The organism is Paenibacillus sp. BT-177 (assembly GCF_025846815.2).
Classification (GTDB): domain Bacteria; phylum Bacillota; class Bacilli; order Paenibacillales; family Paenibacillaceae; genus Paenibacillus; species Paenibacillus polymyxa_C.
In genome coordinates this window covers 743,132-769,347 of record NZ_JAOYTP010000001.1, presented here as the reverse complement: position 1 = coordinate 769,347, position 26,216 = coordinate 743,132, and the positions used below count along the sequence as shown (strand labels likewise).

The following is a 26,216-nucleotide window of genomic DNA, read 5'->3' as shown; positions in this document are numbered from 1 at the left end:
TATCGATAATGAAGTATAACAGTAAACGTCTAAATGTAACAGTTGATTTTTGGAGGGAAGGGTTCCGATGCATATTGATCTCAGCCGCAACAGCAGTGTCAAGTTATATTTACAGATTACCAAAACATTAGCGGATCGCATTCAGTCAGGGCTACTACCTCAGGGTACCAAGCTTCCCTCTATCCGTCATTTGTCCAGTCTGCTTGCGGTGAGTCCTGTAACTGTAAGCAAGGCGTATGCCGAGCTGGAGTCCATGAATCTGGTTACGTGTACACAGGGAAAAGGTTGCTATGTGGCGGAAGCTTCAGTACCGATTTATCATGAGGGGACGCAGGATTTGTCTTGGCAGATGTCGCTAATCGATTATTTGCCGCGCGCGCAGTTATGGAGAAACTTTAACCATAGCCGAAAGGCTACCTATTCTTTTCATATAGCGGCAATACAGCCGGAGCTTCTTCCCACGCGCGAAATCATCGCAGATACTCAACGTTTATCCTCTGGAAATTCCGATGTAATGGCTGCATATGGGACTTTTGAAGGTGATTTAGAACTAAGAGAAGTGTTCGCAGACCACTTGAGTGAACGCGGTATACCTATAGTGGCAGAGCAACTGCTTGTGACCAGCGGAGCTCAACAGGGGATTGACCTGGTGGCGCGTACGTTTGTTGGCCCGGGAGATGTGGTCTACATGGAAGCTCCTACCTATACTGGGGCCATTGATGTGTTCACTAGTCGTGGTGCCAAAGTAATTATGATTCCGATGGACGAGGAGGGTATGCGGATTGATATTTTGACACGTCTCTGTGATACCCATCCCCCAAAATTGATCTATACCATACCTACCTTTCATAATCCTACCGGCGTAACTTTGACGATGGCCAGACGCATGCAATTACTGGATCTGGCTCAAAGTTATCACTGTCTCATTGTTGAGGATGATCCATTTTCCGATCTGTATTACAAAACTAAACCCCCACTCTCTATCAAGGCGCATGATCAGTCCGGGCATGTTGTCTATATCAAAAGTTTCAGCAAAACCGTTGCTCCTGGTTGCCGCATAGCTTGTGTAGCGGCAACTGGGAGTGTAATGGATCGTTTGGTGGCTGCCAAGTCAACTACGGATTTAGGAAGTCCTCTATTAACGCAGAAAACACTGCTACCTTTTCTCAGGAATCGACTTGACCAGCATTTTGTTTCATTGCGAGAACAAATTCGAGATCGTCTAACTGTCGCATTGAATACACTCCAGCGCTATGCTCCGCCAGAAGTTACCTGGTATGCTCCTGAAGGTGGTCTCAATGTATGGATTAAACTTCCCTCTATGGTGGATATTCCAGAATTGGAGCGGGTAGCTGACCGTGAAGGCATTTCCTTTTTGCCTGGTGCGGTGTGCTATGCAGGTGGTATGGATAGTAATCATATCCGTATTTCTTTTTCGTATACGGACAAGGAAACACTTAAATCAGGTCTGCGCAAGCTATGTAATTTGTTGGGCGATATTCTTGATCATTCGGTCATTGTGGAACGAAAGCCTATTTTATAAGGGATAATTGTATTAGGGGTTAAACATCCAAGCACAGCATACGCCTCCTTAATATGCTGTACTAATTCACCGAAAGGAGTTGCACATTATGAGTCATTGTCATTACGACCCGGTCGTGTGCCCGCCGATCCAATTTGTAAATCATCAATTTTACCCACAGGTGGTACCTGTTGTTCATCCGATTGAGATCATCAATCAGGCGCATGTTATACCTGTGCCCCACCACGTATTTCCGGTGGTTGTCAAGGATCCTGGTGACCCATGCTGTCATACACGCAGTCATGGAAAGCGACCTGTCCGTACCAGTTCCAAACGTTAAGAAAGCCTAAAAAAGCAGCCATGGAGCAACATGGCTGCTTTTTCCAAAAGGGGTATCCTAGGCTTCCAGTTTCTTTAATATGGATTTCAACTTGTCACTGAAATGCTGTGGATAGAATTGCAGGGGAACATAGGGACGCTGTGCTGCTTTCAATGCTTTATACACGTCGATTTGACCATACCCAAAATATTTGTCATGCCCTGGTGTGCCCAAATCAATTACGCTGTCTCTCATTAAATCCATTACCTCTTTATTGGTTAGATCAGGGTTAACGGATCGAATCAGGGCAGCTAACGCTGATACATGTGGACTGGCCATTGAAGTACCCGATAGTGCAGCATATTGATTCCCAGGATACGTACTGGCAATACTTGCACCTGGAGCCATGACGTCCACATAATCGCCGTAGTTAGAAAAGGATGCGCGGTGCATAGAAGAGTCTGTAGCGGAAACGGCAAATACTTCAGGGTACGCTGCTGGATAACCAGGTCGCTCCGTATTATCATTGCCTGTGGCTGCAACTAATACAACATCTTTGTCATAGGCATATTTGATCGCATCATGTAAAAATGAAGCTTGTGCATAGTTGCCGAGACTCAAATTGATGACCTTGGCCCCGTGATCAGCTGCCCATATAATACCTTCTGCAACCGAGTAAGTTGTACCGGAGCCAGATTGGTCAAGTACCTTGATCGGCATGACCTTGTTGTACCACGTCATACCGGCGACTCCCTCACCATTATTAACGAGCGCAGAAATGATGCCGGCGACATGCGTTCCGTGACCGACGTCATCATAAGGCTTTTCAGACGGGTTTACCACGTTATGCCCAGAAAGAATTTGGCCTTTTAGATCAGGGTGATCCAAATCCACTCCTGTATCTACAACCGCGACAATTACATCTTTGCTGCCTTTGCTTAGTTTCCAGCCTCTGTTGGTTTCGGTAGCAGGCAGGTTCCATTGATAGCGAGAAAAGAGCAGATCATTAGGAATAGAGCTGTCGGCATTGATAGGTGCTTTCTCATTGGTCAGATACATATAGTGAGGCTCAGCATAAAGCGGGTTCCACTTTTGTGAAAAGTATTGCTTTAGCTCTTTGAAGTTCATTTTATCCGAATGAAATACATAAGTATAACCAAGCTTACGGCCTGGTTCACAGTGCAAATCTGCTGCAATTTCCTTCAATTGTCGTGAATCAGGATTGTGACGGAAGCGAACGACAATTTCGTTTTCAAAATAATGGCTTGCATTTTCGTTGTCGTGACCCGTTTTGACCGTGATATCGTGCAATGTGTCGGGATGTACGGATTCGATTTTGTAGCTACCTTCTTTTGGATAGGGAATTAAACGCAAATTTTTGCGCTGATGCTTCTCCACGTCACGCAATACTTGCTGACTGACCAGGGCAGCAACGCCGCATGTTCCATCAGCCGATGGTTCAGCCATGATGAAATATTTACCGCCCTCAACTTGAAAAGCAGCCGATTCATAGGATTTATTTTGCATGACGGAACGACGAGCCGCAGCCAAGCTGCTTTGAATTTGAGGGTGGTTCAGCAGACTTGTCTGTGCTTTGTTGCCTGTGTAGGTGTTAGTCTTTCCGTCCCTAATGTGAATCCACTGGAGCGTATGAAGATGACTGTGTGATTGCTGCAATGTGTGGGTGAACTGTCTTTTCTGATTGGCAGTTTTACCATTCAGCTCCCGCATTACGTATTGAATATCTTGTCTTGCGTCCATCCGTGTGAGGGTATCCGTAGCGGACAGGTCCAAAGCCAACATTCCTTTTTTAAGCTGCTTCTCCTGCTGTGGTACCATCTTGGTCGTATATTCGGGCTGTGGTGTTTGGCGGTGATCGCGTGAAGGTAGCATCAGTGTGATCAGAAGCACCCCGGCAGCTGCTCCGAGCAGGGGTTTTAACCATTTTGGCCGAGACATGAAACCGTCCTCCTTGAGTATTCATAAATTTATGGTTTAGCGTGAGGAGATTGGCATGTTTTTATACCTTTCAATGCTTATTTGTGGTAGGATAAATACTGAAAATTACAGCTCTTTCGGTTAGAAGGGACTATTTTCGGGTAACCAAATTGATGAACAAGCAACAAATAAGGGGGAGCTGCCTTGATGTCAGCAGTCAACGTACAAAAATTATGTGAGTCGGCGCAGGAAAGACTGAAAACTGCCGTGAAACGTGTGGAAACATTCCTCAATGAGCATGCTCTGCCGCAACTGGCTGTGGATGGTAATGAGGAGTCCGTGCTTTTTTACAAAGGTTTTTTGTCGGATCTCCGCCATGTCCTTGTTTTTTCCGAAGTATCCTATGAAAAGCTGGGTGTGGCTTTGCGCCGTGCCAACTTTGACGTCGATTTTGCGGAAAAGGCATTGTATAACGTATACCATGACTGCGTGAACAGCTTTTTTTATCCCAAAAATGAAACTTACGCAGAGGACGGACGCTATGCTTATACGGGACAAGATGCTATCCGCTTCCGTAAAACGCCAGTGCCAGCCGCCCGCGAAGTGATCATGGACATTACGAAAAACTTTGAAGAATTGCGTGATGATCTGACTTATTATGAAAGTGATTATTTGACACAGCGCCGGATGCAGACTCGTCGTACTCATGCCTAAAGCATTCAATCCAAGAAATTCATTTCTAATCAAAAACTAAAACAAGACAAGCAAGCCGTTTTCTACTTGTTTCCTGCCAGTTTGGAGGAGGCGAAGGGAAGCGGCTTTTTTCGTATGTCACCAACTGCCATATGCCATGAACGCATAGGTGCAGGGGAGCGGGGGGACAATGAATCCGAGGTGATGATCATGAGCCAAGAGGCCAAGCCAATCGTAAAGTGCAGCGTAGCCAATTGCCATTATTGGGGAGAAAACAACTTTTGCAAGGCAGATTTGATCATGATTGAAGTAGATGGTCATGCCGGGAAAAAATTTAAAGAAGAATATGCGGGGGAAAGCTTTAGTTCAGATGAACGTGATAAGGCTGCAACGTCTGCCGCAACCTGTTGCCACACCTTTAAGCCGAAGTCTCTGTAAATGTATAACACGATTCATTTCCATTTGGAGGTGCAGTTATTATGGAAGATCATAAAAACGATAAGCATAAAAATGAAGAGCATGTTAGCCGTGAACGTGTAGATTATCCTCGTCACGTTCAGGAGCGCTCTGCTAAGCGCCGCCATCATCGTGAGGAATATGCCGCAGAGGTTGCTCCTGGCTCGCCAGTGGTGACCAAACATGAGAACAAGGGTGAAGAGCAGGTTATTAACAATAGTGGTCGTATTTCCGGCTATATTGGGCTGGCTGCTGGTATTGCATCATTGTTTATGTGGTCTATTGTGCTGGGACCCATTGCGGCAGTTTTAGGATTTTTTGCTTATGTAAATGGCAGTAAAACAACAGGTATTTGGTCGATTGGTCTTGGCGCATTGGCAACATTGAGTTATTTTGCTTTTATCCCGTTTGTGCGCTAACCCTGTTGGGTAAAGGTCCGTTATCTAAGCTCCGCTGTCTTTTCGACAGAAACGGAGCTTTTTTTCATTAAAAAGTATGGAAGTACATAGTAAAAAGTTGTATCATAGCAATAACGACAAGCTATTTGGGATATAACAACTATAGAAAGTTGGGAACACCACATGCAAATTGATCCGCGCGTGTCCAAATCCATGTTAGACATGCAGCTGTTAAATAATATGAGTGCTACGACCCAGACGGGTACAGCGGATGCTTTTTCTGGATTGCTGGAACAAGTAGGTCAGCTGGAAACAGATGATGCTGTCACTCAAGAAAATTCAGGCGATGTTACCAGAGATGAAAACGGCTTGCTCTGGCTTCAACTGGGACCTTCGAGGGGAACGGCTTCGCCATTGGTAGTCTATCCAGCTTCTCCCAATACGGCAACGGACGGACCTACAAAAGCTACAGCGTATGATAGTTTGATTAATGAGGCAAGTCAGAAATACGGCGTTCCGGTAGCTTTGATTAAGGCAGTTATTGATACGGAATCTTCATTTAATCCATCGGTTACTTCTTCGGCCGGAGCCAAAGGACTTATGCAGTTGATGGATGCTACAGCTCAAGGTCTGGGAGTTAGTGACCCCTATGATCCTGCACAAAATATTGATGCTGGCGTACGCTATTTGTCTTACCAGATTAAACGTTTTAACGGACAGGAAAATATGGCGCTGGCTGCGTACAACGCAGGTCCCGGACGGGTGCAGCGGCTTGGCGTAAGTAGTGATGAGCAGTTGATGTCTGTACTGGACAAGCTTCCGGTAGAAACGCAAAGATATATTTCCAAAATTCAAAATGCACGTGAAAAATATACCATCTAAGCCCTATAGCTTATAGCATAAAAGTGCGTAATTTCAATTCGATTAGGTCCGCAGACAGGATCAATATGGGGAAAGGGTGTCGCTGTAATGAAGCGACCTTTCCCTATTTTGGTCTTTTTTTGTTGTAGCAGTTGTGGGGCAGAAAGGGGAGTTTGATGAAATATTTTGATTATGCTGCGACAACTCCGCCTTTTGAAGAGGTGATTACAACCGTTGCCGAGGTAATGAGACGCCATTATGGCAATCCGTCTTCCATGCATCGGTATGGAGAGGACGCGGATAAGTTGATTAAGCGCTCGCGCGAAGTATGCGCTGCAGCTCTGGGAGTATCTCCTTCGGAGATTGTCTTCACATCCGGGGCAACGGAAAGTAATAATCTTGCCGTTAAGGGAGCAGCTTTGCAGTATCAGACCAGAGGCAAACATATCGTGACTGTATCGACAGAGCACCCGTCTGTGTATGAAGCTTGCAAACAGCTGACAAATTTGGGTTTTGAGGTTACTTTTTTACCTGTGGATGAGGAAGGTCATGTTAGTGCCGAACAGGTTTGCGCAGCTGTTCGTAAAGATACGATTTTAGTCAGTATCATGCATGTCAATAATGAGACAGGAAGGGTGCAACCGTTGCGAGATATCGGAGCTACACTGAAGAAGCGCTTCCCCCGTGTCCTATTTCATGTTGACGGTGTACAGGGGTTTGGAAAGTTGCCGGTTGATATCCGGGGCTGGCAGGCTGACCTGTACAGCCTTTCGGCGCATAAGCTGCGTGGACCCAAAGGTGCTGGATTGTTATTCGTCCGGGAAGGCCTAGAGCTTTTCCCATTGCTTAGTGGTGGCTCTCAGGAGCAAGGGGTTCGTGCGGGCACCGAAAATGTACCACTGCTTGTCGGTATGTCCAAGGCAGTACGGCTGGCGGGCGAACGACAAGCAGAGACTGCACGGCGCATGATCGAGTGGAGAGAACGGGTGGCCGCAGAAGTGAAAACAATCCCACAACTGCGGCTGAACAGTGGGAAAGAAGCGCCGCATATTGTCCACTTTTCGTATCCGGGCATGAAGGCCGAGGTACTGCTGCATACGCTGGAGCAATTGGGTGTGGCGGTGTCCACCAAATCGGCTTGCTCTTCAAAATTAGCCGAGCCCAGCCGGGTACTGTTGGCGATGGGCCGCAATGAGGCAGAAGCAGCTGGCGGCATTCGTATCAGCTTTGGTGATGAACATACGGAACAGGATATCGACGAGCTCATACTTGCGCTTCGACAGGCTGTAGCCAAGCTGGAATCCCTTGAAAGGTGGAAACGTTAAATGCACTATGATATGCTGTTACTTCGCTTCGGCGAATTTACATTAAAAGGGAAGAATCGCGCTCGTTTTGAAAAAGCTGTACTGAAACACGTAAAGCTGCTGCTTAAGCCTTTTCCAGGTGCTTCGTTGCGCAAGGAATTTGGACGGATTTATGTAGTTCTCGGAGGAGAGCCCTATGAACAGATCATTCAAGTGTTGCAAAAGGTGTTTGGCATCACGACGATTAGTCCTGTCAAAATGGCTCCTGTTGAGTTGGATGCTATCATTGAGACGGCTGTAGCTTTAATGCATGAGCTGAACGTAGACGAGGGAACGACATTCAAGGTAAATGCCCGCAGAGTATGGAAGGAGTTTCCCCATTCTTCACAAGAGATGAACCATTTAATTGGTTCTCCTATATTGCGGAGTTTTCCGGCGCTGAGAGTCGATGTACGTCAACCTAATATCGAGCTGCGTGTGGAGGTAAGAGAGCAGGCGGCATATATTTTTAGTGATGTTATTATGGCTGTAGGGGGCTTTCCGTTAGGAACGAACGGCAAAGCTATGCTGCTGCTGTCCGGTGGAATTGACAGTCCGGTAGCAGGATGGTCATCCATGCGTAGAGGCTTGGAAATCGAATGTGTACATTTTTATAGCTATCCATTTACAAGTGAGCGTGCGAAAGAAAAGGTTATTGATTTGGCAAAAGTATTAGCAGGCTACGCGGGCCGAATCAAAATCCACCTTGTACCGTTTACAGAGGTGCAGACGGCCTTTACTCGCACTGGGCAGGATAATTTGATTATTACGCTAATGAGGCGGTCTATGCTGCGAATTGCAACAATGCTGGCAGAGCGTGAAGGAGCACTGGCACTCGTGACGGGCGACAGTCTGGGTCAAGTTGCTAGTCAAACGCTATCCAGCATGAATGTGATTGGTCGTTCGACGGAACTCCCCTTGCTGCGACCTCTCGTTATGATGGATAAGCAGGAGATCACAGAAATCGCTAAGCAAATTGGCACCTACGATTTATCCATTCTCCCGTATGAGGATTGCTGTACATTGTTTGTTCCCAAATCTCCCACGACCAATCCGAACTTGTGGGTAGTGCAGAAGATTGAAGCTTCTATTCGGGATTTAAATGCTTTGATCGATCAGGCTGTAGCTACAACGGAGACGGTTGTCCTTGAGGCAGGTGGAGCTGTAGAGGGGCGTAAAGAGGAAGTTATACAGGAAGATTGGTTTTAATAAAAAAGGCAGACCCGCAACAATGTTGGGGTCTGCCTTTTTATTTGGGTGGGGTCCTTTTGAAACCTCTTTTAGACAGCTTTTTCTCGACGGGATACTGCTCTGCGATTTTGAAGATACCCTGTGAGCAAAATGCCAGCCATAACGGTGGCAATAAACAAGATACGCAGCGCCGGATGCTCCGTAAAGTATGGTGCCAGCTTACGTTCTTCAGTGATCATATTAGAGGCCGTATAACCAAGCACCGCCGATCCTAAATAGATAATCCAGGGGAATTTATTGATCAGCTTGATAAAAAGAGTGCTTCCCCATACAACGATCGGCACACTGATTAACAGGCCCAGCACTACAAGTAGCAAATGCTGCTGGGCCGCGCCAGCAACAGCAATAACGTTGTCCAGACCCATTGCTGCATCGGCGACAATAATGGTGCGGATAGCCCCCCATAGAGTTGTTCCTGCTTTAACTTCGGCATGATCCTCTTGGTCCACGAGCAACTTATACGCGATCCAGACTAGCATTACACCCCCGATGAGTAACAACCACGGTACTTGAAGTAACCAGAGGACTACAATAGTGGCTGCTATGCGGATGAGCAGGGCACCCCCGGTGCCGTATAGTATCGCTTTTTTTTGCGTTGCAGGAGGCAGCTTTCTGGCGGCAAGCCCAATTACAATCGCATTATCTCCTGCGAGCAGAAGGTCAATAAATATCACATTAAGAAGTAGCCAAAAGAACTGAAGTACGGACATGTCAATCGTTCTCATCTCCCTGATTAAACATCCTCAAAACATTGCATGTTGTTTATGTTAATACCCGTTTTTCGGAAATACGATTCATTATATTGCTGTTTGTTATTGAATTCAAGGTTTATACTCAACCAAATTGCCATTAGTTATTACTAAATTATGACTTATTCGAAAAGCTTGCAAGCATAGCCTCGTCCGATTTCGCATACATGTAGGATGGGGGTGTTTGTACATATGGAGCATGTCATTTTGCTATTGAAAATATTAATGATTAATTTGGTACTAAGCGGTGATAATGCAGTTGTTATAGCCATGGCGAGCAAAAACTTGCCTGCAAGGCAAAGAAGTCAAGCGATATGGTGGGGGGCTGTCGGCGCGGTCCTGCTGCGCTGTGTGTTGACTTTTGTAGCTGTCATTTTGCTAGGCATACCCTTTATTCAGGCGGCGGGCGGTTTACTTCTGTTATGGATTGCGTTTAAGCTGCTGTATGAGAATGATGATCATGTGGGAGTAAGAGCGGAAACAACCATATGGAAGGCAATACAAGTGATACTATTAGCAGACTTTGTGATGAGTCTAGATAACGTATTAGCTATTGCAGCTCTAGCCAATGGGGACATTGCTATTATAGTCATTGGTATTGCAATTAGTATTCCGATTGTCGTCTGGGGCAGCAACGTGATAGCAATCTGGCTTCATCGGTTCCCGATCCTTGTTCTGCTGGGATCTGCCATCCTGGCCTTTACGGCGGGAGAAATGCTACTGCGTGATCCCAAATTGGGCCTATGGTTAGCAGACTTGGGTGAGGTTATACATGCATGGTTACCGGTCTTGTTGGCAGCAGCAGTTGTCATTGCAGGAATATATCGGCAGCTACGACCCCGTCATATTTGAACATGGTTTTTTTGGAAAACATCGGCTAAACTAGACATAGGGTTTTGCAGATGCCGAGGATTCAGCTCGGTTTTTGTAAAAATTCTATATTCATAAAAGTGTACTTGAAAACAACTACATTTAATGACTCAAAAACAAATCCAGCAAACAAAGGAGACCACGATGAATTCCGGAAAAGAGCGTATGATCGGAGTAGGCATTGTTGCCGTAGGACTGATTATTTTGTTGGGGAAATTGGGGATGTTCTCCTTCTTGGGACGCAACCTTTGGCCCTTGCTGATTTTAATACCTGGAATCGTGCTACATGCAATGTATATGATGCGTAAAGTATCACCCTTTATGTTGCTGCCGGCAGGGATTTTGTCGGTATATGGCTTCCTCTTTTTTCTCTGCAATACTTGGGGATGGCATTTAATGGGCTACTTATGGCCTTTGTTTCTTCTAGGTGTGGCGATTGGATTATGGGAGTATGCCATTAATGATATTTCGCTTTCTCGTAATGTATATACAGGGAGCGTACTATTAGGCTTGATATCGGTGCTATTATTGATCATTACCTTGCTAAGTACAGGCATCATGTATATTATTGCCGTTTTACTGATCGGAGCTGGAATCTGGTTGGTCATAAACAACCGTAGCAAACGCAACTGGTAAACCGACAAGCTGTGCAGATTTCATGACGGTAAATTACGGAACGGGCAATAATGTCTTGCTTTATGACATATTTCTACTATAATATAATGGATATGAAAAGAGCGTCGGAATGATTTCTGACGCTTATTTTAAGGTTTTCACGCGAATCGGAGAGAGAAGCTGTCTGTATAAAGCCTGAAACATATAGAAGGCTGGCAGGGAGTGGGCCTAAAGAACGATTGTTAGCCTTGAATGAGCATTGCTTCAGGATAGAGACACTATTTTGATATACGGAAAGGATATGGATACAAACCATGCATGCAAGAGAGAACATTCGCAATATTGCGATTATTGCCCACGTCGACCACGGAAAAACGACACTTGTCGATAAGTTGCTTCAACAGTCCGGAACATTTAGAGAACACGAGGCTGTTCAGGAGCGCGCCATGGACTCCAACGATCTGGAACGTGAACGCGGTATTACGATTTTGGCTAAAAATACAGCTATCACTTACAAAGATTACCTGATTAACATTGTAGATACACCGGGACACGCCGACTTTGGTGGTGAAGTGGAACGGATTATGAAAATGGTTGACGGCGTTTTGCTGGTCGTTGATGCTTACGAAGGTTGCATGCCGCAAACGAAATTCGTACTGCGTAAAGCGCTGGAACAAAATCTGACGCCTATCGTTGTAGTAAATAAAATTGACCGTCCGGCAGCTCGTCCGGCAGAAGTCATTGACGAAGTACTGGATCTGTTCATCGAGCTGGGTGCAAATGATGAGCAATTAGAATTCCCTGTTGTGTACGCTTCAGCACTGAACGGAACTTCCAGCATGGATGCTGAAAAGCAAGATGACAACATGCAAGCATTGTATGAAACAGTGGTAGAGCATATTCCAGCTCCAACTGAGAAAGTAGATGAGCCTCTTCAATTCCTCGTAACACTGATGGACTATAACGAATACCTGGGCCGAATTGCAGTAGGTCGGGTGAACCGCGGTATCATCAAGCAGGGACAAGCGGTCACAGTTATCCAGCGTGATGGCAGCAGTAAATCAGCGCGTATTGAGAAGTTGTTCGGCTTCCAAGGACTGAAACGGATTGAAACCGATCAAGCAGGCGCGGGTGACATTGTGGCGATTGCGGGGATTAAGGACATCAACATTGGTGAAACCATTGCCGATCCAAATCATCCTGAAGCATTGCCTGTACTGAAAATTGATGAGCCTACACTGCAAATGACCTTCTTGGTTAACAACAGTCCATTCGCAGGTCGCGATGGTAAGTGGGTAACATCACGTAAATTGCGTGAGCGTCTTCTGAAAGAACTCGAAACAGATGTCAGCTTACGTGTTGATGAAACGGATAGCCCGGATGCCTTTATTGTATCTGGACGTGGTGAATTGCATTTGGGAATCCTGATTGAAAACATGCGTCGTGAAGGTTACGAACTGCAAGTGTCCAAACCGGAAGTTATCGTTAAGGAAATTGACGGTAAAAAAATGGAGCCAATCGAACGTCTTCTCATCGATATTCCAGAAGAAAGCATGGGCGCAGTTATGGAAAGTCTGGGCTCCCGTAAAGCCGAAATGGTCAACATGATTAATAACGGTACTGGACAGGTTCGCTTGGAATTCCTGATCCCTGCACGTGGTTTGATCGGTTACACTACAAACTTCCTGACTTTGACTCGTGGCTACGGTGTAATGAACCATGCATTTGACAGCTATGGACCATTTGTTGGCGGTCAAGTGGGTGGACGTCATCAAGGTGTACTCGTGTCCACGGAAAACGGCACCTCTACATTTTATGGTATGCTGGGCGTAGAAGATCGCGGTATTTTGTTCTTGGAGCCAGGGACTGAAATTTATGAGGGTATGATCGTTGGTGAGCACACACGTGATAACGACATTGTCGTTAACATCTGTAAGGAAAAACAATTGACAAACGTTCGCTCCGCAACAAAAGATGATACGGTTAAATTGAAAACACCTGTTATCTTCTCTCTGGAGCAGGCGCTTGAATACCTGAATGATGATGAGTATTGTGAAATCACTCCAAAATCCATTCGTTTGCGTAAAAAGATCCTGAACAAAGGTGAGCGCGAGCGTGCGGAGAAACAACGTAAAACAGCACAAGCAAATATGTAATTCATAGGATTGGTCTTCGGCCACAGCGGCGACGCCCGGAAACGGGATGCGCCGCTGTATGTGTTTTAGGATTGTAAACTTGGAGAAAGCTATATTTCTCAAAACGCAGGAAAAGGTGTTGAAGCATGAGTAATCTTTCGAATGGATTGCCTCCCCGGACACAAAGCGGGAAAAAATCCGCCAAACCGAAAAAAACGAAAAAGAAAAAAAGCTTTTTCAGATCGTTTATGAAGTTTGTCTTATTTCTACTCATTATAGGTATCTTGGCAGCAGGTGGTTATACCTACTATATTTACAATCAGGTAGAGGAAGTTTTGGATACTGGAATCAACAAGGAAGTGCCCAAAACGCAATTGGCTGAGGCTAAGCCTTTGACTATCTTATTGCTTGGAACCGACTATCGCCCTGACCATCCGACTTATTTGTCAGACGTTATTATGGTAGCTACATTGAACCCTAATACAAAATCGTCTACCATTGTGTCTTTGCCTCGTGATACGCGTCTAGAAATGGATGGGTATAAGCCACGCAAGCTGAATGAGTATTATCCGGTATTTAAGGCTAGAGAGAAAGAATCTGGCGAAGTTGCTGAAGAGCAAATGAAGAAGATGATCGGCAAATATCTAAATATTAATATTGATTATGTAACGGTTATTAACTTCCAGGGCTTCAGAGATGTTGTAGATAATCTAGGTGGCGTAGATGTTACGGTTGATAAAAATATGTGTTACCGAGACCGTGCTGATGGCACCGATATTAACCTGACAGCTGGGGCCAAGCATTTGAATGGTGACCAAGCTCTTGATTTTGTTCGCTACCGCAAGTCGAATTGTCGTCCGAGAACAGCTGAATCTGACGACTTTGATCGCAATCGTCGACAAAATCAGGTGCTTCATTCCCTAATTGACCAAATGCAAACCTTTAACGCTTTGACCAAGTTTAGTGCAATTATTAAATCGGTTGATAAGAATATGATGACTGATATTGAGTCACAGCAAATGAAAAATATCGTACAAACCTATTGGAATATTTCCAAGCAAAATGTAAAATACAATCCTGTAGCAGGAACATGGCGTAGTCCTTATGTGTACATTGATGAGCAACAGCTCGATTTAGCTAAACAAGCGCTACAAGAGGAATTAGCCAAAAAAGCAAGCGACAGCACTGAAGCTTCTTCCAATTCCTGAGTATGTATCTTTTTCCCCGCTTATGTTATACTCGCAGCGAGTAAAGCTCTTATATAGCATAAGGGGGTTGAGGTATGTCTAAATGTAAAGTGAACCCAGTCTAGGTCCAGTGAGCAATCACTGGGCCTTTTGTGTCTAATTTTAAAAATGTACAGGCTCTGAGGCTATCTTCAGCTACACTTTTCGTTGCATTATGCTGCTTTGGGGTTCTTTTTTCAGGGAATCAGCAAGTATTGGGTAGCCGGTGAATAGGTATAGGTATGAAACATGAGATTGTCCACGCCGCTTTGGAGGGGATTTAATGAAGAAAATTTTTGTGCTGGATACGAATGTGCTGCTGCATGATCCGAAAGCCATTTTTACCTTCAAAGAACATGAAGTTGTTATTCCAGCTGTTGTTCTGGAAGAAATCGACTCCAAAAAACGAAACGCGGATGAGATTGGACGGAATGCCCGTAATGTATCGCGATTGTTGGACGGGTTGAGAGAAGTGGGGCATCTTCACAGTGGCGTTCCACTTCCCCAAGGGGGAAGGCTTAAGGTTGAGTTAAACCACCGGAGTTTTTTGAAAGTTCAGGAGATGTTCGGGGAGGTTTCGAACGATAACCGGATTTTGGCAGTCGCCTTAAATTATCATTTGGAAGAGCAGGAGCAATCTGAACCGCGTTCAGTGGTGTTGGTTAGTAAAGACGTATTAGTCAGAATCAAGGCAGATGTATTGGGGCTGCTGACTGAAGACTACCTATCCGATAGAACAGGCGATCCAAGTGAGTTGTACCCTGGATACTCGGCGATACAGGTGCATCCGTCCATCATAGATGAATTTTACTCTAACCGTTTTTTGCCAATCAAACCACTGAAGCTACCTTATACGCTGTATCCACATGAATTTGTTATTTTGAAAGATGAAATGGGCACTGGAAAATCAGCACTGTTGAAAGTAAATCAGGAGGCAGAGCGATTAGAGCCTTTGTACTTAAGTAACGAATCGGTGTGGGGAATCAGCGCGCGTAATGCTCAGCAGCGAATGGCATTGGAACTTTTGCTTAATGACGATATCCCACTTGTGACCATTACTGGAAAAGCAGGTACAGGCAAAACGCTGCTGGCGCTAGCGGCGGGGTTGCTTAAAGTAGAGGATGAGCATCGATTTAAGAAACTGTTAATTGCTCGACCTGTTGTTCCTATGGGCAAGGATATCGGTTATTTGCCGGGAGAAAAAGATGAAAAGCTTCGCCCCTGGATGCAACCAATCTACGACAATCTAGAGTATCTGTTTGATGCCAAAAAATCAGGCGATATCGACAAAATTTTGATGGGCTTGGGCAGTATTCAGGTGGAGGCGCTCACTTATATTCGCGGACGTTCGATACCTGGGCAATTTATTATTGTCGATGAGGCGCAAAACTTATCCCGACATGAGATCAAAACGATTGTGTCTCGGGTAGGTGAGGGGAGTAAAATCATTCTGATGGGAGATCCGGAGCAGATTGATCACCCTTACCTGGATGCAGCCAGTAATGGCTTGACCTATGTGGTGGAGCGTTTTAAGCAAGAAGGGATTAGCGGGCATATTATGCTGGAAAAAGGAGAACGCTCCAAGCTCGCGCAGTTGGCAGCTGATCTGTTATAACTCCTGATCGTTATTACAAATAATTAAGACCTCGGGAACATCCCGAGGTCTTTTGTTTTTACTTAAAGCTTAATTCGAGCTTAACTTCAAGAATACCTTTTAAAGCATGTACTTCTGTGGCTTTGACATATGAAATAAGCTGCTGTGGGTAGAAGCCGAGATCAAAATCTTCTTCCAGCTTGTTGCGAGTCGTGTCCGGCAGTTCCAGCCCGTTAAATATCAGTCGATCTACATGAAATAGAATTGCATTTTTCGGTTCATTCTCTACCGTATAGTGACCTTCTACCCTCAATTTCATCGTTCCTTGTTGACCTTCTACCACAATCCGATCCTGCACAAAGGAGAAATTGAAGTGATTAAACAATTCATTCTCTGACTTTAAAAAGCGGTTAAATTCCTCTTCACGAATGCTTATCGTGATGATTTTTCCATTTGTAACCATGGCCCCTTGCTGTTGTTGAATGAATTGGGGCAGATCCTGCATCGCTTGAGCTAATGCTTTAAAGTGTTTATTTACCTCGTATACCCCTACATTCTCCCAGTAAGCTGTCATTTCGCCAATTAGCTTGCGTAGAGTTTCAGGGTTATCGCTGGCGTTAACGCCGTCATCTACACGCGACTGGAGTTGGAGAATCCGTTTACGTTGTGCCAGTAGGTTTGTTTTAACCGTCTCCAGTTCCGTAGTTGCTTGAGCGACTTGCTGCTCTGTTTTGCGCATAAATTGATAATTGGATTCGTATTCCTGAAGCACATCCTGATCGTGACTAATCAATAATAAGTAATAATCGTACAAAGAGAGAAGTTGCTTTATACTTTTAGCCCCTAGCACTACACTCAGCAGCTTGTCCCTTTCTCCCATATAATAAGATCGCAGTACAGAACCTGCACGCTTCCGTTGTAAGTTCATTTGCTCCTGTTGATCAGCTAGACTACTACGCAGTTCCTGCTGACGCTGTAAAAGAGCCTGCTGCTCCTGACTAATTCGCTCGATTTCATGGTCGATCTCCACGATAGACAGACTATCTTGTAAAATCTGATTTTCTTCAGGAGTGGGAGCGGCCAAAGTAGAACCTACATATATGGTAGTCAGCGTCATAATGAGGGCCAGCAGGGTGCAGATCGCGATTTTTATTCGTTTATTCATTTAGTTTCCCCTTTTATGTATTCCAGAAAAAGACTAATGGTAATGTATATGATCCTTTTTTATTCTTTAACCATTCATTTTATTGTACAGCAGTCAGAGCATGCTTGAAACCCGAAACTGTTTACTTCACGTATGAGTTCTGGCAGAAATGGAAATACAATTTAGTATCAAATAGATTCTATGAACTCTACGAGAGGCATAGGAATGAATAAACAGCTTTTATACCCTATTCAAATACCGGCAAGATCGGTTCATGAAGACGGTTATTTCAGGATGTTGTTAGGAGGGCTAGAGGCATGACTGCAATAAGACAAGATGCATGGAGTGCGGAAGATGACTTGATATTGGCGGAGGTGACATTGCGGCATATCCGGGAAGGTGGAACACAGCTCGCTGCGTTTGAGGAGGTTGGACAAAAAATAGGTAGAACCTCTGCAGCATGCGGCTTTCGTTGGAATAGCTGCGTGCGCAAACGTTACGATGAAGCGATTGGCATTGCCAAAGCACAGCGCCAGAAGCGCAGTTATATTCGTAAGCAGAGCCCGGTAGGTGTATCGCAAGTGGCGGCCTTTGCCACGCTCGATCCAGTCGAAGGGGGATACAGAACAGATGGAACGAGTGAAGATACGTTATCTATTGATGCAGTAATTCGCTTCTTGCGTCAATGGAAGGGATCTATGCAGGAGACGAATCGGCAGGTTAAGATGCTGGAGAAAGATTTGCGGGAAAAGGAAGAAGAATTAAATCAGCTTCGCTCCATTAATGACCGGCTGTCCAAAGAAGTGAATGATGTGCAGACTGACTATCGTGTTGTAAATGATGATTATAAAGCTCTGATTCAGATTATGGACCGTGCCCGGCGATTAGCTTTAATCACTGAAGATGAGGAAGAGCTTAAATCCAGGTTCAAAATGGACGCTAATGGGAATCTGGAGCGCATTGAGTAACAAGATTACAATAGCTATCTAAATAAAACGTCAACTATCGTTTGTCCGTAGTTGGCGTTTTTTGTTATTTCATTGGAGTGCATATGATATAGTAGAAAAAAAGATGGAAGCGAGACGATACAAAGTGATTGATATTATTGGAGCGGGTTCGCTGGGATTGCTGTTTGCCGGGAGATTATCGGCCACGGGTGCTACAGTAAGGCTGTGGACACGAACACTTGAACAGGCACACATCATTGCTCGTGAAGGGATTACTGTGCTTGATAATGAGGGGCAGGTGGTTGTTCATGTGGCGGGGGAGCAATTAAAGGTAGCGCCATTGGCAGATTGGCAACGGTTAAATTCACAGGCTCCGGCACGGTGGATTATGTTTTTGACCAAACAGGGGGCGATAGGAGAAGTACTGGAACAGATCCAGCCTGTGGCTCAAACGGAAACAGATCCAGGGATTATTTGTTTGCAAAATGGAATCGGTCATATAGAACGCATCAGGCAGGCGTGGCCTAAAGCTGTAGTATACCCTGCTGTGACAACCGAAGGAGCCAAGAAACAGGGGGCAGCATCCATTGTACATGCAGGATCGGGCGTGACTGAAATTGGATTTTCGGAGGAAGGAGAGGGGGAGCACAACAATCAATTCAAACAATGTGTGCTAAATCGGCTGCTTGCAGCAGGATTTGACGTTTGCTTGTCGAAAGAAATCGAGAAAGGGATTTATCGCAAGTTGTTGATTAACGCTGTGATCAATCCACTGACAGCCGTATGGCGAGTTCGAAATGGCGAGCTGCTATTGGAGCCTGTTCGAATACATATGATGCGTAAGCTATATGATGAAGGAATTCAAGTGTATGAAGCTCATGGTATCCGCTGGGAAAGTTCATGGTGGGATCAAATTATGGATGTTTGCCGGGCAACGGCAGAGAATCACTCGTCTATGCTAGCTGATGTACTTGCACAGTCCATGACCGAAGTTGCTTCCATTAACGGGCAATTGGTGCAGATGGCAAAGCGAGCTGGGATTAGTGCACCAACTCATGAGGTATTGTGGCAATTAATTGAAGGAATGCGGCTAAAAGAGGGGTGATCAGTTGAGTCTTATACAAGGTACTATTATCACTTTCAGTATTCTTCCCTTTTTTCCGTTTTTGATCGTGTTTGCGGTATGTCGCTACATTCTTAAAATGGAAAAGAAGAAATCATTGCTTACTTCTATGGATATTACCACTTTTTTTCTGATATTTTCCGTCGCAGCACTCTTTAATGTACTATTTACATCCCGATTTGGTTTTTATTTGATTCTACTGCTCTTGTTACTGGCATTGGGTTTAATTGGAGGAGCTCAAAACCGAATAAAAGGAAAGGTTGATGGTAAAAGATTATGTAGAGCGGTCTGGAGATTAACTTTTATGGCTATGACATTGGCGTATACTTTGTTGACTGTTGTTGGTATATTTAAAAATATATTCAACTCTATGTGATGAAATATGACATGGAATGATGAAAAAATATGAATTAATCATGTTTTTTTGAAAAAAAAGCTCAATTTGAAGAAATGTAATGTAGATTTTTTTGACCGCTGGTTGTATAATCTATAAACATATACCACTTTAGAACTAGGGGGAAAACGCTAGATGAAAAGGAAAAGCTTTTTAGTCCTTTTGACACTCGTTCTTGCAGTTGGCGCACTGCTCGCAGGTTGCGGCGGCAAGAATGATACCAATGGTAAGGGCGCACAAGAAAACACCTCGACTACGCCGGCCCCGGCCGACAAGCAAATTTTGCGCGTTAACCTTTCTTCCGAGCCGCCAACCTTCGATCCGGCACAAGCTCAGGATAGTCAAACCAACGCGGTTCTGAAAACTTTGTATGAAGGTCTCGTACGTATGGGTCCTGACGGCAAAGAAATCCCTGGCGTTGCTGAATCTTGGAAAATCTCTGATGACGGCAAAACCTACACGTTCAAGCTTCGTGATACTGCAAAATGGAGTAATGGCGACCCAGTCAAAGCAAGTGACTTCGTATTCGCTTGGCAACGGGTATTGGACCCTTCGACGGCCCCTGCACCTCCATATGCTTACCAATTGTACTATATCAAAAATGCTGAGGGCTACAACCTGAGCACTTCGAAATCTTATAAAGGAACAAAAATTACAGACTTTAAAGATGTAGGTGTCAAAGCTGTTGATGACCATACATTGCAAGTAGAACTGGAACACCCAACTCCTTACTTCCTGGGATTGACTTCTTTCTACACTTTCTATCCTGTAAATCCTTCTATTAAAGGTAATGACAAGTGGGCAGTTCAGAAAGATAGCATGATTACTAACGGACCTTTCACATTAACGGCTTGGGATAGCGGTCAAAAGATCGAAGTTTCCAAGAACGAAAACTACTGGGGTAAAGACGAAATCAAGTTGAGCAAGATTACAATGTCCCTTGTAAATAGTGGTGCAACTGAACTGGCTTCGTACAGAAGTGGACAACTTGATTATTCAGGTATGCCAAACGGCGAAATCCCTACTGATCAAATTACAGCTGTGAAAAACGAATTGCCTAATGAATTTAAGGCTAAAGGAATTGCAAGTACGTACTACTATCTGTTTAATGTAACAGAAAAACCATTTAATAATGCTAAAATCCGTAAAGCGTTTGCGATGGCTATTCAACGCCAACCGATCGTTGAACGTGTAACAATGGGCGGTCAAATTCCTGCTTACGGCTTTGTACCTCCAGGCATCAAAGGAGTTTCTCAAGAATTCCGTAGTGAGCATAAAGATGATTTCTTCAAAGAAGATTTCACTGAAGCGAAAAAATTGCTTCAAGAAGGTATGAAAGAAGAAGGAATGACTACGCTTCCTACAATAACAATGCTGTACAACTCCAGTGAAAGTCACCAAAAGATTGCTTTGGCAGTAGCTGATATGTGGAAGAAAAACCTTGGTGTAGATGTTAAAACTCAAAACCAAGAGTGGGGCGTATTTATCCAAACACGTAACAAGCTGAATTTCCAAATCGCTCGTGGTGGTTGGTCTGCTGACTATAATGATCCGATGACATTCCTGGATATGTGGACAACAGGCAATGGTAACAACAACTCAGGTTACGCTAACCCTGCGTATGATGAATTGATTAAAGCTGCCAAAACAGAAACTGATCCAGCTAAACGCATGGAAGATTTCGCGAAGGCAGAGAAAATTCTGGTTCAAGATGATATGGTAATGCTTCCGATCTATTACTATTCAAATGTTTCTTTAACGAAACAGAATGTAAAAGACATCGCGCTTGACTTTAGTGGAGCAATTGATTTCACAAGAGCGTATATTACACAGTAACTGAAGCTTAATTCTGAAGTTTGATAGTTACTTCGGGATATATATGTGGATTGAACCATATATATCCCGTTTTTTTTGTGTGTCCTAGTCTTTTCCATCATCATGTAACCATGCAAATAAGTAGATTGGACAGTCCAATTCTATTTCGATAAAATCGAATGGTGTCGAAAAAAATTTATGGGGGGTGTAAACGGGCAATGACGCGTTATTTGATCAGTAAATTCTTTTATATGTTGCTGTCTTTGTTCATTCTGATCTCTGCGACGTTTTTTCTCATGAAAGCAATTCCGGGTAACCCCTTCATGAGTGAAAAAGCGACTTCTCCTGAGATTCAAGCCCGGTTAATGGAACAATATGGGCTGGATAAGCCTGTATATGTCCAATATTTTAAATACTTAGGTGATATTGCTTCAGGTGATTTTGGTATTTCTATGAAAAAACTGAATCAAAGTGTAACTGACATTATCGGACAAACGTTTACTGTTTCCCTCAAACTCGGTTTTGTTGCCATAATCGTGTCGATAATTGTCGGTATCTTGCTAGGAATGCTAGCAGCTTTGTATCATCGTAGGCTCATAGATAACGTCGCTATGGTATTAGCTATTATGGGGATTGCGGTTCCCAGCTTCGTTCTGGCATCGTTAATTCAATTTTTCTTTGCTCAACAATTAGGCTGGTTTAATGTTATGGGTTTTGAAGGCCCGATGGATTACTTCTTGCCAGTTGCGGCTTTATCTGCTTCTCCGATTGCATTTATCGCTCGACTAACGCGTTCCAGTATGTTGGAAGTGCTTCATGCAGATTACATTAAGACTGCCAAGGCTAAAGGCTTGAAATCCATTACAATTATGTTCAAACACGTTATACGTAATGCTATTCTGCCGGTTGTTACCTATGTAGGACCAATGACAGCCAATATTATTACGGGTTCGGTTGTTATTGAACGAATCTTCGGGATTGGCGGTATCGGTAAGGTGTTCGTAGATAGTATTACAACCCGTGATTATACGATGATTATGGGAGTTACTATTTTTTACGGTATTTTGCTGATGGTGGCACGTTTTATTACGGATATTGCATATGGATTTATTGATCCGCGGATTAAGCTTACTGGCGGGAAGGAGGGATAACTTTATGTCTGTTAAAGATAATGCTGTGAACTTGGATAAACTTCAGGTGAAACCGGAAGATTTCCAGAGGGTCGGAGCGGATGAAAAGCAGTCTGAAGTTATTCAGCGTGAAAGCTTATCCGCTTGGCGAGATGCTTGGGAACGACTTCGTAAAAATAAATTGGCTATGACGAGCTTAAGCGTTTTGGTTCTCATTGTGCTTGCTTCAATTATTGGTCCGATGCTGTCGCCATACGATGACCGCACGAATGATTTGTTGAGCACCAATCTTCCTCCATCGGCGGAACATTGGTTCGGAACAGATGATCTGGGGCGTGATATGTTTGTACGTACTTGGATGGGCGCACGGATTTCATTGATTATTGGTTTGGCTGCTGCAATGATTGACTTGATGATTGGTGTAATTTATGGTGGAATTATGGGTTACTTTGGTGGCCGCGTTGATGAAATCATGAATAAATTTTCTGAAATCTTGTATTCCATTCCTTACTTGCTTGTTACAATTCTGTTGCTGGTTGTACTGGAGCCAAGTATCACCACAATTATTATTGCGCTCTGTGTAACAGGGTGGATTAACATGTCGTGGATTGTACGTGGTGAAATGCTGCAACTTAAAAACCGAGAATTCGTACTTGCTTCCCGTTCAATGGGTGCTGGTGCAGGTCGTTTGTTGTTCCGTCACTTGTTGCCTAATGCGGTAGGACCAATCATTGTCACATTGACCTTGACGGTTCCAAGTGCTATTTTCTCCGAGGCATTCCTGAGCTTCCTTGGATTAGGGGTACAGGCTCCTCAGGCGTCGCTGGGTTCAATGATTGAATCAGCTCTGACAGGGTGGATGTATTATCCGTGGCGGATGCTTTTCCCAGCAGGTTTGATCAGTTTGATTATGCTTGCGTTCAACCTTTTTGGCGACGGCTTGCGTGATGCGCTTGATCCGAAGTTGAAGAAATAGGAGGTGAGATCATGGTGAGTAGCAACAATTTAATTGAGGTTGAAGGTCTTAAAAAGTATTTTAATGTTGGCAAAAACCGTGTGCTCAAAGCGGTGGACAACCTGAATTTCTATATTCGTGAGGGTGAAACGCTGGGTATGGTTGGCGAATCCGGTTGTGGTAAATCTACAGCGGGACGTACTATTTTGCGCTTGTATGAACCTACAGCAGGTAGCGTACGTTTTAACGGCACAGATATTTACAAATTATCACCGGGTAAAATGAAAGCAATGCGTCGTGATATGCAGATGATCTTTCAAGATCCGTATGCATCATTGAACCCGCGTTTTACTGTGTCTGATATTATTGGTGAGGCACTGGATATTCACAATATGGCAGGTAGCCGTGCAGAACGTAAAAAACGGATTGAGGAGTTACTTGATCTGGTTGGTTTGAACCCTGACCATGCAACACGCTATCCGCATGAGTTTTCTGGTGGCCAACGTCAACGGATCGGTATTGCCCGTGCATTGGCTGTTAATCCTAAGTTCATCATTTGTGATGAGCCGATTTCAGCGCTTGACGTATCCATTCAGGCTCAAGTTGTCAACCTGTTAAAAGAGCTTCAAGAACGTCTGGGCCTGACGTACCTGTTCATTGCGCATGATCTGTCGATGGTCAAGCACATTAGTGATCGGGTAGCTGTAATGTATAGAGGCAGAATGGTGGAGCTTGCTGAAAGCTCTGAATTATATGCCAATCCGATTCATCCATATACGAAAATGCTTTTGTCGGCGATTCCACTTCCTGACCCGGAAGTCGAAGCCAACAAAAAACGAATTATTATGCCTGACGATCAAGGCGGACCGATTCATAACGCGTCCGATAATAAGGCAGGGGCTTATAACCTGGAAAATGCCACGCTTATCGAAGTGTCTAAAGGACATTTTGTAGCTGAACCTTACGCTTAATCTTGTTCTATATACCAACCGCCGAGTTATTCGGCGGTTTTTTTTATAGGAAGCTTTGACGTGGACATGGGCTTTCGGTACAATCAAGCAGTAAGGTTTTGGTGGAGACAGGAGGCAGACCCATGAAAATAGTTCCGGAAACGCTTCGCGGAGGGTCGGCTTTGGCAGAAGACTACATACAGGGTACAGGACGCGCAAGCGATTTGTATGAATATGATATTCTGCACGCCGATGCTTATGCCCAACGGGCGAAGTGGCTGGATAAGACGGAGCATCTGCGATTAAACCGTAAGGATGTCGTAGCATGTCTTCGTATATACAATGAGCAACACAACTCGCATGAGGCGGTTCATGCTTCATTGGACCGTTTGGAAAGTCCAGATGCTTTAGTAGTCGTTGGCGGACAGCAAAGTGGACTATTCACAGGTCCGATGCTGGTCATTTACAAAGCTGCTACGCTTATTAAAGCAGCTAGAGAAGCTGAGGAACGGCTTGGACGTCCGGTTATTCCGATTTTCTGGATTGCTGGTGAAGATCATGACTGGGACGAGGTCAATCATACATACGTAATGGCAAAAGACCCGCAAGCAGTTAAAATCAAGCTGAATAAGCAGCCTGAACGCCGTTCTTCAGTTAGTGGCATTAAAGTCGATACGGTTGAGTGGAAACAAGCGATGGCGGATATAGAGCAAAGCTTGCCAGATTCAGAACATAAGACCGATATTATGCGCATGATTGAGCAGGGTGTGACAGAATCATATGGATTAAGTGAGGCCTTTGCCAGGCTGATGGGCCGTATGTTTGGTGCCTATGGATTGGTGCTCATGGATTCTGCAGATCCTTTACTGCGCAAGCTGGAGGCATCCGTTTTTAGACAGTTGGTTCAGCACAATGATGAGTTGGAGACAGCGTATAAGACAACCGCTACGCGGATCGTGGACTATGGTTATCATTTACAAGCGGATGTGCATGAAGGTGGTGCGAACCTTTTTTACATTCATGAAGAGGAACGCCTGCTACTTTTCAAAAAAGCTGGTTTATTCACAGATCGACGCGGTTTGGTGGCATTTACAGCGGATGAACTGCTTGAAGAAATAGATAGACACCCCGAACGTTTTAGTAACAATGTACTAACCCGTCCGCTCATGCAGGATTCACTGTTCCCGGTACTGGGATCTGTGCTGGGTCTAGGAGAAATTGCCTACTGGGCAATTACACGAGATGCTTTCGGAGTGCTCGGGATGCAGATGCCGATACTGCTGCCCCGTATGTCTTTTACATTACTGGAGCCGGGCGTCGAAAAGCATATGCTTAAGTACGAACTAACTTTTGGTCAAGTTAGAGACGGGCTTGAGGAACGGAAAAAGCAATGGATTGCCACTCAAGATCAGCTTGGAATGCAGGATCAGTTTTCCGAGGCTAAGGATGCTTTTATCCGTATGTATAAACCGCTTATACAGCAGACAGGAATGATAGAGAAAGGTTTGCTACAGCTCGGAGAAACCAACTGCGAGAAAATTCTGGGGCAGATTGACTATCTGGAGGCAAAGGTGCAGGAAGCGCTGCTTCGGCAAAATGGAACAGCACTTCGCCATTGGGATCATATCGAATGGTCGCTTTTCCCATTTGGACAGCCGCAGGAGCGCGCGTATACCATCTATCATTTTCTGAACCGTTACGGTCTCGACCTGATGGATATGATTATGAACGTACCTTTGGATTTGTCGGGGACGCATCGTGTGATTTATGTATAATGATCATAAACGA

At 44.5% G+C, this 26,216-nt stretch carries 24 protein-coding genes; 21 read left to right on the top strand and 3 right to left on the bottom strand.

Annotation, left to right across the window (positions count from 1 at the left end):
- The first annotated feature begins 67 nt into the window (after nucleotides 1-67).
- Together OIU26_RS03550 and OIU26_RS03545 are read left to right on the top strand one after the other, a co-directional pair.
- Complete coding sequence (locus OIU26_RS03550; RefSeq protein ID WP_264215949.1) at nucleotides 68-1,543, top strand: PLP-dependent aminotransferase family protein; 1,476 nt, start codon at nucleotides 68-70, stop codon at nucleotides 1,541-1,543.
- 88 nt (nucleotides 1,544-1,631) lie between these two features.
- The gene (locus tag OIU26_RS03545) at nucleotides 1,632-1,862 is read left to right on the top strand and encodes a hypothetical protein (RefSeq protein ID WP_013372124.1); all 231 of its coding nucleotides are present in this window, start codon (nucleotides 1,632-1,634) and stop codon (nucleotides 1,860-1,862) included.
- Between the two features lie 57 nt (nucleotides 1,863-1,919).
- Here the strand turns inward: OIU26_RS03545 and OIU26_RS03540 are convergent, their stop codons facing one another.
- Nucleotides 1,920-3,800 (bottom strand): S8 family peptidase, encoded by a 1,881-nt coding sequence (locus tag OIU26_RS03540; RefSeq protein ID WP_058829886.1) that lies wholly within the window; start codon nucleotides 3,798-3,800, stop codon nucleotides 1,920-1,922.
- 186 nt (nucleotides 3,801-3,986) lie between these two features.
- Here OIU26_RS03540 and OIU26_RS03535 point away from each other — a divergent pair, with 186 nt between their 5' ends.
- From OIU26_RS03535 to thiI, 6 genes are all read left to right on the top strand, one after another.
- Complete coding sequence (locus OIU26_RS03535; protein WP_025677687.1) at nucleotides 3,987-4,493, top strand: YpuI family protein; 507 nt, start codon at nucleotides 3,987-3,989, stop codon at nucleotides 4,491-4,493.
- 189 nt (nucleotides 4,494-4,682) lie between these two features.
- Nucleotides 4,683-4,910, top strand: a complete 228-nt coding sequence (locus tag OIU26_RS03530) for a DUF1540 domain-containing protein (RefSeq protein WP_013372120.1) — start codon at nucleotides 4,683-4,685, stop codon at nucleotides 4,908-4,910.
- A gap of 41 nt (nucleotides 4,911-4,951) precedes the next feature.
- Nucleotides 4,952-5,347 (top strand): hypothetical protein, encoded by a 396-nt coding sequence (locus OIU26_RS03525; RefSeq protein ID WP_264215948.1) that lies wholly within the window; start codon nucleotides 4,952-4,954, stop codon nucleotides 5,345-5,347.
- Nucleotides 5,348-5,509: 162 nt separating this feature from the next.
- Complete coding sequence (locus OIU26_RS03520) at nucleotides 5,510-6,208, top strand: lytic transglycosylase domain-containing protein (protein ID WP_264215947.1); 699 nt, start codon at nucleotides 5,510-5,512, stop codon at nucleotides 6,206-6,208.
- A gap of 155 nt (nucleotides 6,209-6,363) precedes the next feature.
- Nucleotides 6,364-7,512, top strand: a complete 1,149-nt coding sequence (locus OIU26_RS03515) for a cysteine desulfurase family protein (RefSeq protein ID WP_264215946.1) — start codon at nucleotides 6,364-6,366, stop codon at nucleotides 7,510-7,512.
- Complete coding sequence (gene thiI, locus OIU26_RS03510) at nucleotides 7,513-8,739, top strand: tRNA uracil 4-sulfurtransferase ThiI (RefSeq protein ID WP_264215945.1); 1,227 nt, start codon at nucleotides 7,513-7,515, stop codon at nucleotides 8,737-8,739. It abuts the gene before it with no gap.
- A gap of 71 nt (nucleotides 8,740-8,810) precedes the next feature.
- Here thiI and OIU26_RS03505 read toward each other — a convergent pair whose 3' ends face one another.
- Entirely contained in the window at nucleotides 8,811-9,506 is a 696-nt protein-coding gene (locus OIU26_RS03505) for a TerC family protein (protein WP_013372115.1), read from the bottom strand.
- 216 nt (nucleotides 9,507-9,722) lie between these two features.
- On the opposite strand from OIU26_RS03505, the gene OIU26_RS03500 reads away from it, so the two are divergent.
- The 5 genes from OIU26_RS03500 to OIU26_RS03480 all read left to right on the top strand — a co-directional run bounded on the left by OIU26_RS03500 (nucleotide 9,723) and on the right by OIU26_RS03480 (nucleotide 15,991).
- The gene (locus OIU26_RS03500; protein ID WP_137078889.1) at nucleotides 9,723-10,382 is read left to right on the top strand and encodes a TerC family protein; all 660 of its coding nucleotides are present in this window, start codon (nucleotides 9,723-9,725) and stop codon (nucleotides 10,380-10,382) included.
- A 162-nt stretch (nucleotides 10,383-10,544) separates the two neighbouring features.
- Nucleotides 10,545-11,036, top strand: a complete 492-nt coding sequence (locus tag OIU26_RS03495; protein WP_013372112.1) for a hypothetical protein — start codon at nucleotides 10,545-10,547, stop codon at nucleotides 11,034-11,036.
- Nucleotides 11,037-11,329: 293 nt separating this feature from the next.
- Entirely contained in the window at nucleotides 11,330-13,171 is a 1,842-nt protein-coding gene (typA, locus tag OIU26_RS03490; protein WP_013372111.1) for a translational GTPase TypA, read from the top strand.
- Nucleotides 13,172-13,296: 125 nt separating this feature from the next.
- The gene (locus OIU26_RS03485) at nucleotides 13,297-14,358 is read left to right on the top strand and encodes an LCP family protein (RefSeq protein ID WP_013372110.1); all 1,062 of its coding nucleotides are present in this window, start codon (nucleotides 13,297-13,299) and stop codon (nucleotides 14,356-14,358) included.
- A 301-nt stretch (nucleotides 14,359-14,659) separates the two neighbouring features.
- Entirely contained in the window at nucleotides 14,660-15,991 is a 1,332-nt protein-coding gene (locus tag OIU26_RS03480; RefSeq protein ID WP_013372109.1) for a PhoH family protein, read from the top strand.
- A gap of 58 nt (nucleotides 15,992-16,049) precedes the next feature.
- Here the strand turns inward: OIU26_RS03480 and OIU26_RS03475 are convergent, their stop codons facing one another.
- A complete protein-coding gene (locus OIU26_RS03475) occupies nucleotides 16,050-17,135 on the bottom strand; it encodes a hypothetical protein (RefSeq protein WP_264215944.1) in 1,086 nt (361 codons plus the stop codon).
- 296 nt (nucleotides 17,136-17,431) lie between these two features.
- Here OIU26_RS03475 and OIU26_RS03470 point away from each other — a divergent pair, with 296 nt between their 5' ends.
- The 8 genes from OIU26_RS03470 (at nucleotide 17,432) to bshC (ending at nucleotide 26,203) form a co-directional block, all read left to right on the top strand.
- The gene (locus tag OIU26_RS03470; RefSeq protein ID WP_264215943.1) at nucleotides 17,432-18,082 is read left to right on the top strand and encodes an RsfA family transcriptional regulator; all 651 of its coding nucleotides are present in this window, start codon (nucleotides 17,432-17,434) and stop codon (nucleotides 18,080-18,082) included.
- 103 nt (nucleotides 18,083-18,185) lie between these two features.
- Complete coding sequence (locus tag OIU26_RS03465) at nucleotides 18,186-19,166, top strand: 2-dehydropantoate 2-reductase (protein ID WP_264215942.1); 981 nt, start codon at nucleotides 18,186-18,188, stop codon at nucleotides 19,164-19,166.
- A gap of 4 nt (nucleotides 19,167-19,170) precedes the next feature.
- Entirely contained in the window at nucleotides 19,171-19,560 is a 390-nt protein-coding gene (locus OIU26_RS03460) for a DUF3397 domain-containing protein (RefSeq protein WP_013372105.1), read from the top strand.
- Between the two features lie 153 nt (nucleotides 19,561-19,713).
- Nucleotides 19,714-21,414 carry a peptide ABC transporter substrate-binding protein gene (locus OIU26_RS03455; RefSeq protein ID WP_040103323.1) on the top strand — a complete coding sequence of 567 codons (1,701 nt, stop codon included), beginning with the start codon at nucleotides 19,714-19,716 and terminating at the stop codon, nucleotides 21,412-21,414.
- A 197-nt stretch (nucleotides 21,415-21,611) separates the two neighbouring features.
- On the top strand, nucleotides 21,612-22,544 hold the full coding sequence (locus OIU26_RS03450) for an ABC transporter permease (RefSeq protein ID WP_016821554.1): 933 nt from the start codon (nucleotides 21,612-21,614) through the stop codon (nucleotides 22,542-22,544).
- 4 nt (nucleotides 22,545-22,548) lie between these two features.
- Nucleotides 22,549-23,499, top strand: a complete 951-nt coding sequence (locus OIU26_RS03445) for an ABC transporter permease (RefSeq protein ID WP_016821553.1) — start codon at nucleotides 22,549-22,551, stop codon at nucleotides 23,497-23,499.
- 11 nt (nucleotides 23,500-23,510) lie between these two features.
- Nucleotides 23,511-24,449, top strand: a complete 939-nt coding sequence (locus OIU26_RS03440; RefSeq protein ID WP_016821552.1) for an ABC transporter ATP-binding protein — start codon at nucleotides 23,511-23,513, stop codon at nucleotides 24,447-24,449.
- 122 nt (nucleotides 24,450-24,571) lie between these two features.
- On the top strand, nucleotides 24,572-26,203 hold the full coding sequence (gene bshC, locus OIU26_RS03435; protein WP_264215941.1) for a bacillithiol biosynthesis cysteine-adding enzyme BshC: 1,632 nt from the start codon (nucleotides 24,572-24,574) through the stop codon (nucleotides 26,201-26,203).
- Nucleotides 26,204-26,216: the final 13 nt, after the last annotated feature.

Excerpts from the sequence above, each read along its gene's own strand:
- OIU26_RS03550 (WP_264215949.1), top strand. The coding sequence starts at position 68 with ATGCATATTGATCTCAGCCGCAACAGCAGTGTCAAGTTATATTTACAG.
- OIU26_RS03545 (WP_013372124.1), top strand. The coding sequence starts at position 1,632 with ATGAGTCATTGTCATTACGACCCGGTCGTGTGCCCGCCGATCCAATTT.
- OIU26_RS03540 (WP_058829886.1), bottom strand. The coding sequence starts at position 3,800 with ATGTCTCGGCCAAAATGGTTAAAACCCCTGCTCGGAGCAGCTGCCGGG.
- OIU26_RS03535 (WP_025677687.1), top strand. The coding sequence starts at position 3,987 with ATGTCAGCAGTCAACGTACAAAAATTATGTGAGTCGGCGCAGGAAAGA.
- OIU26_RS03530 (WP_013372120.1), top strand. The coding sequence starts at position 4,683 with ATGAGCCAAGAGGCCAAGCCAATCGTAAAGTGCAGCGTAGCCAATTGC.
- OIU26_RS03525 (WP_264215948.1), top strand. The coding sequence starts at position 4,952 with ATGGAAGATCATAAAAACGATAAGCATAAAAATGAAGAGCATGTTAGC.
- OIU26_RS03520 (WP_264215947.1), top strand. The coding sequence starts at position 5,510 with ATGCAAATTGATCCGCGCGTGTCCAAATCCATGTTAGACATGCAGCTG.
- OIU26_RS03515 (WP_264215946.1), top strand. The coding sequence starts at position 6,364 with ATGAAATATTTTGATTATGCTGCGACAACTCCGCCTTTTGAAGAGGTG.
- thiI (WP_264215945.1), top strand. The coding sequence starts at position 7,513 with ATGCACTATGATATGCTGTTACTTCGCTTCGGCGAATTTACATTAAAA.
- OIU26_RS03505 (WP_013372115.1), bottom strand. The coding sequence starts at position 9,506 with ATGAGAACGATTGACATGTCCGTACTTCAGTTCTTTTGGCTACTTCTT.
- OIU26_RS03500 (WP_137078889.1), top strand. The coding sequence starts at position 9,723 with ATGGAGCATGTCATTTTGCTATTGAAAATATTAATGATTAATTTGGTA.
- OIU26_RS03495 (WP_013372112.1), top strand. The coding sequence starts at position 10,545 with ATGAATTCCGGAAAAGAGCGTATGATCGGAGTAGGCATTGTTGCCGTA.
- typA (WP_013372111.1), top strand. The coding sequence starts at position 11,330 with ATGCATGCAAGAGAGAACATTCGCAATATTGCGATTATTGCCCACGTC.
- OIU26_RS03485 (WP_013372110.1), top strand. The coding sequence starts at position 13,297 with ATGAGTAATCTTTCGAATGGATTGCCTCCCCGGACACAAAGCGGGAAA.
- OIU26_RS03480 (WP_013372109.1), top strand. The coding sequence starts at position 14,660 with ATGAAGAAAATTTTTGTGCTGGATACGAATGTGCTGCTGCATGATCCG.
- OIU26_RS03475 (WP_264215944.1), bottom strand. The coding sequence starts at position 17,135 with ATGAATAAACGAATAAAAATCGCGATCTGCACCCTGCTGGCCCTCATT.
- OIU26_RS03470 (WP_264215943.1), top strand. The coding sequence starts at position 17,432 with ATGACTGCAATAAGACAAGATGCATGGAGTGCGGAAGATGACTTGATA.
- OIU26_RS03465 (WP_264215942.1), top strand. The coding sequence starts at position 18,186 with ATGGAAGCGAGACGATACAAAGTGATTGATATTATTGGAGCGGGTTCG.
- OIU26_RS03455 (WP_040103323.1), top strand. The coding sequence starts at position 19,714 with ATGAAAAGGAAAAGCTTTTTAGTCCTTTTGACACTCGTTCTTGCAGTT.
- OIU26_RS03450 (WP_016821554.1), top strand. The coding sequence starts at position 21,612 with ATGACGCGTTATTTGATCAGTAAATTCTTTTATATGTTGCTGTCTTTG.
- OIU26_RS03445 (WP_016821553.1), top strand. The coding sequence starts at position 22,549 with ATGTCTGTTAAAGATAATGCTGTGAACTTGGATAAACTTCAGGTGAAA.
- OIU26_RS03440 (WP_016821552.1), top strand. The coding sequence starts at position 23,511 with ATGGTGAGTAGCAACAATTTAATTGAGGTTGAAGGTCTTAAAAAGTAT.
- bshC (WP_264215941.1), top strand. The coding sequence starts at position 24,572 with ATGAAAATAGTTCCGGAAACGCTTCGCGGAGGGTCGGCTTTGGCAGAA.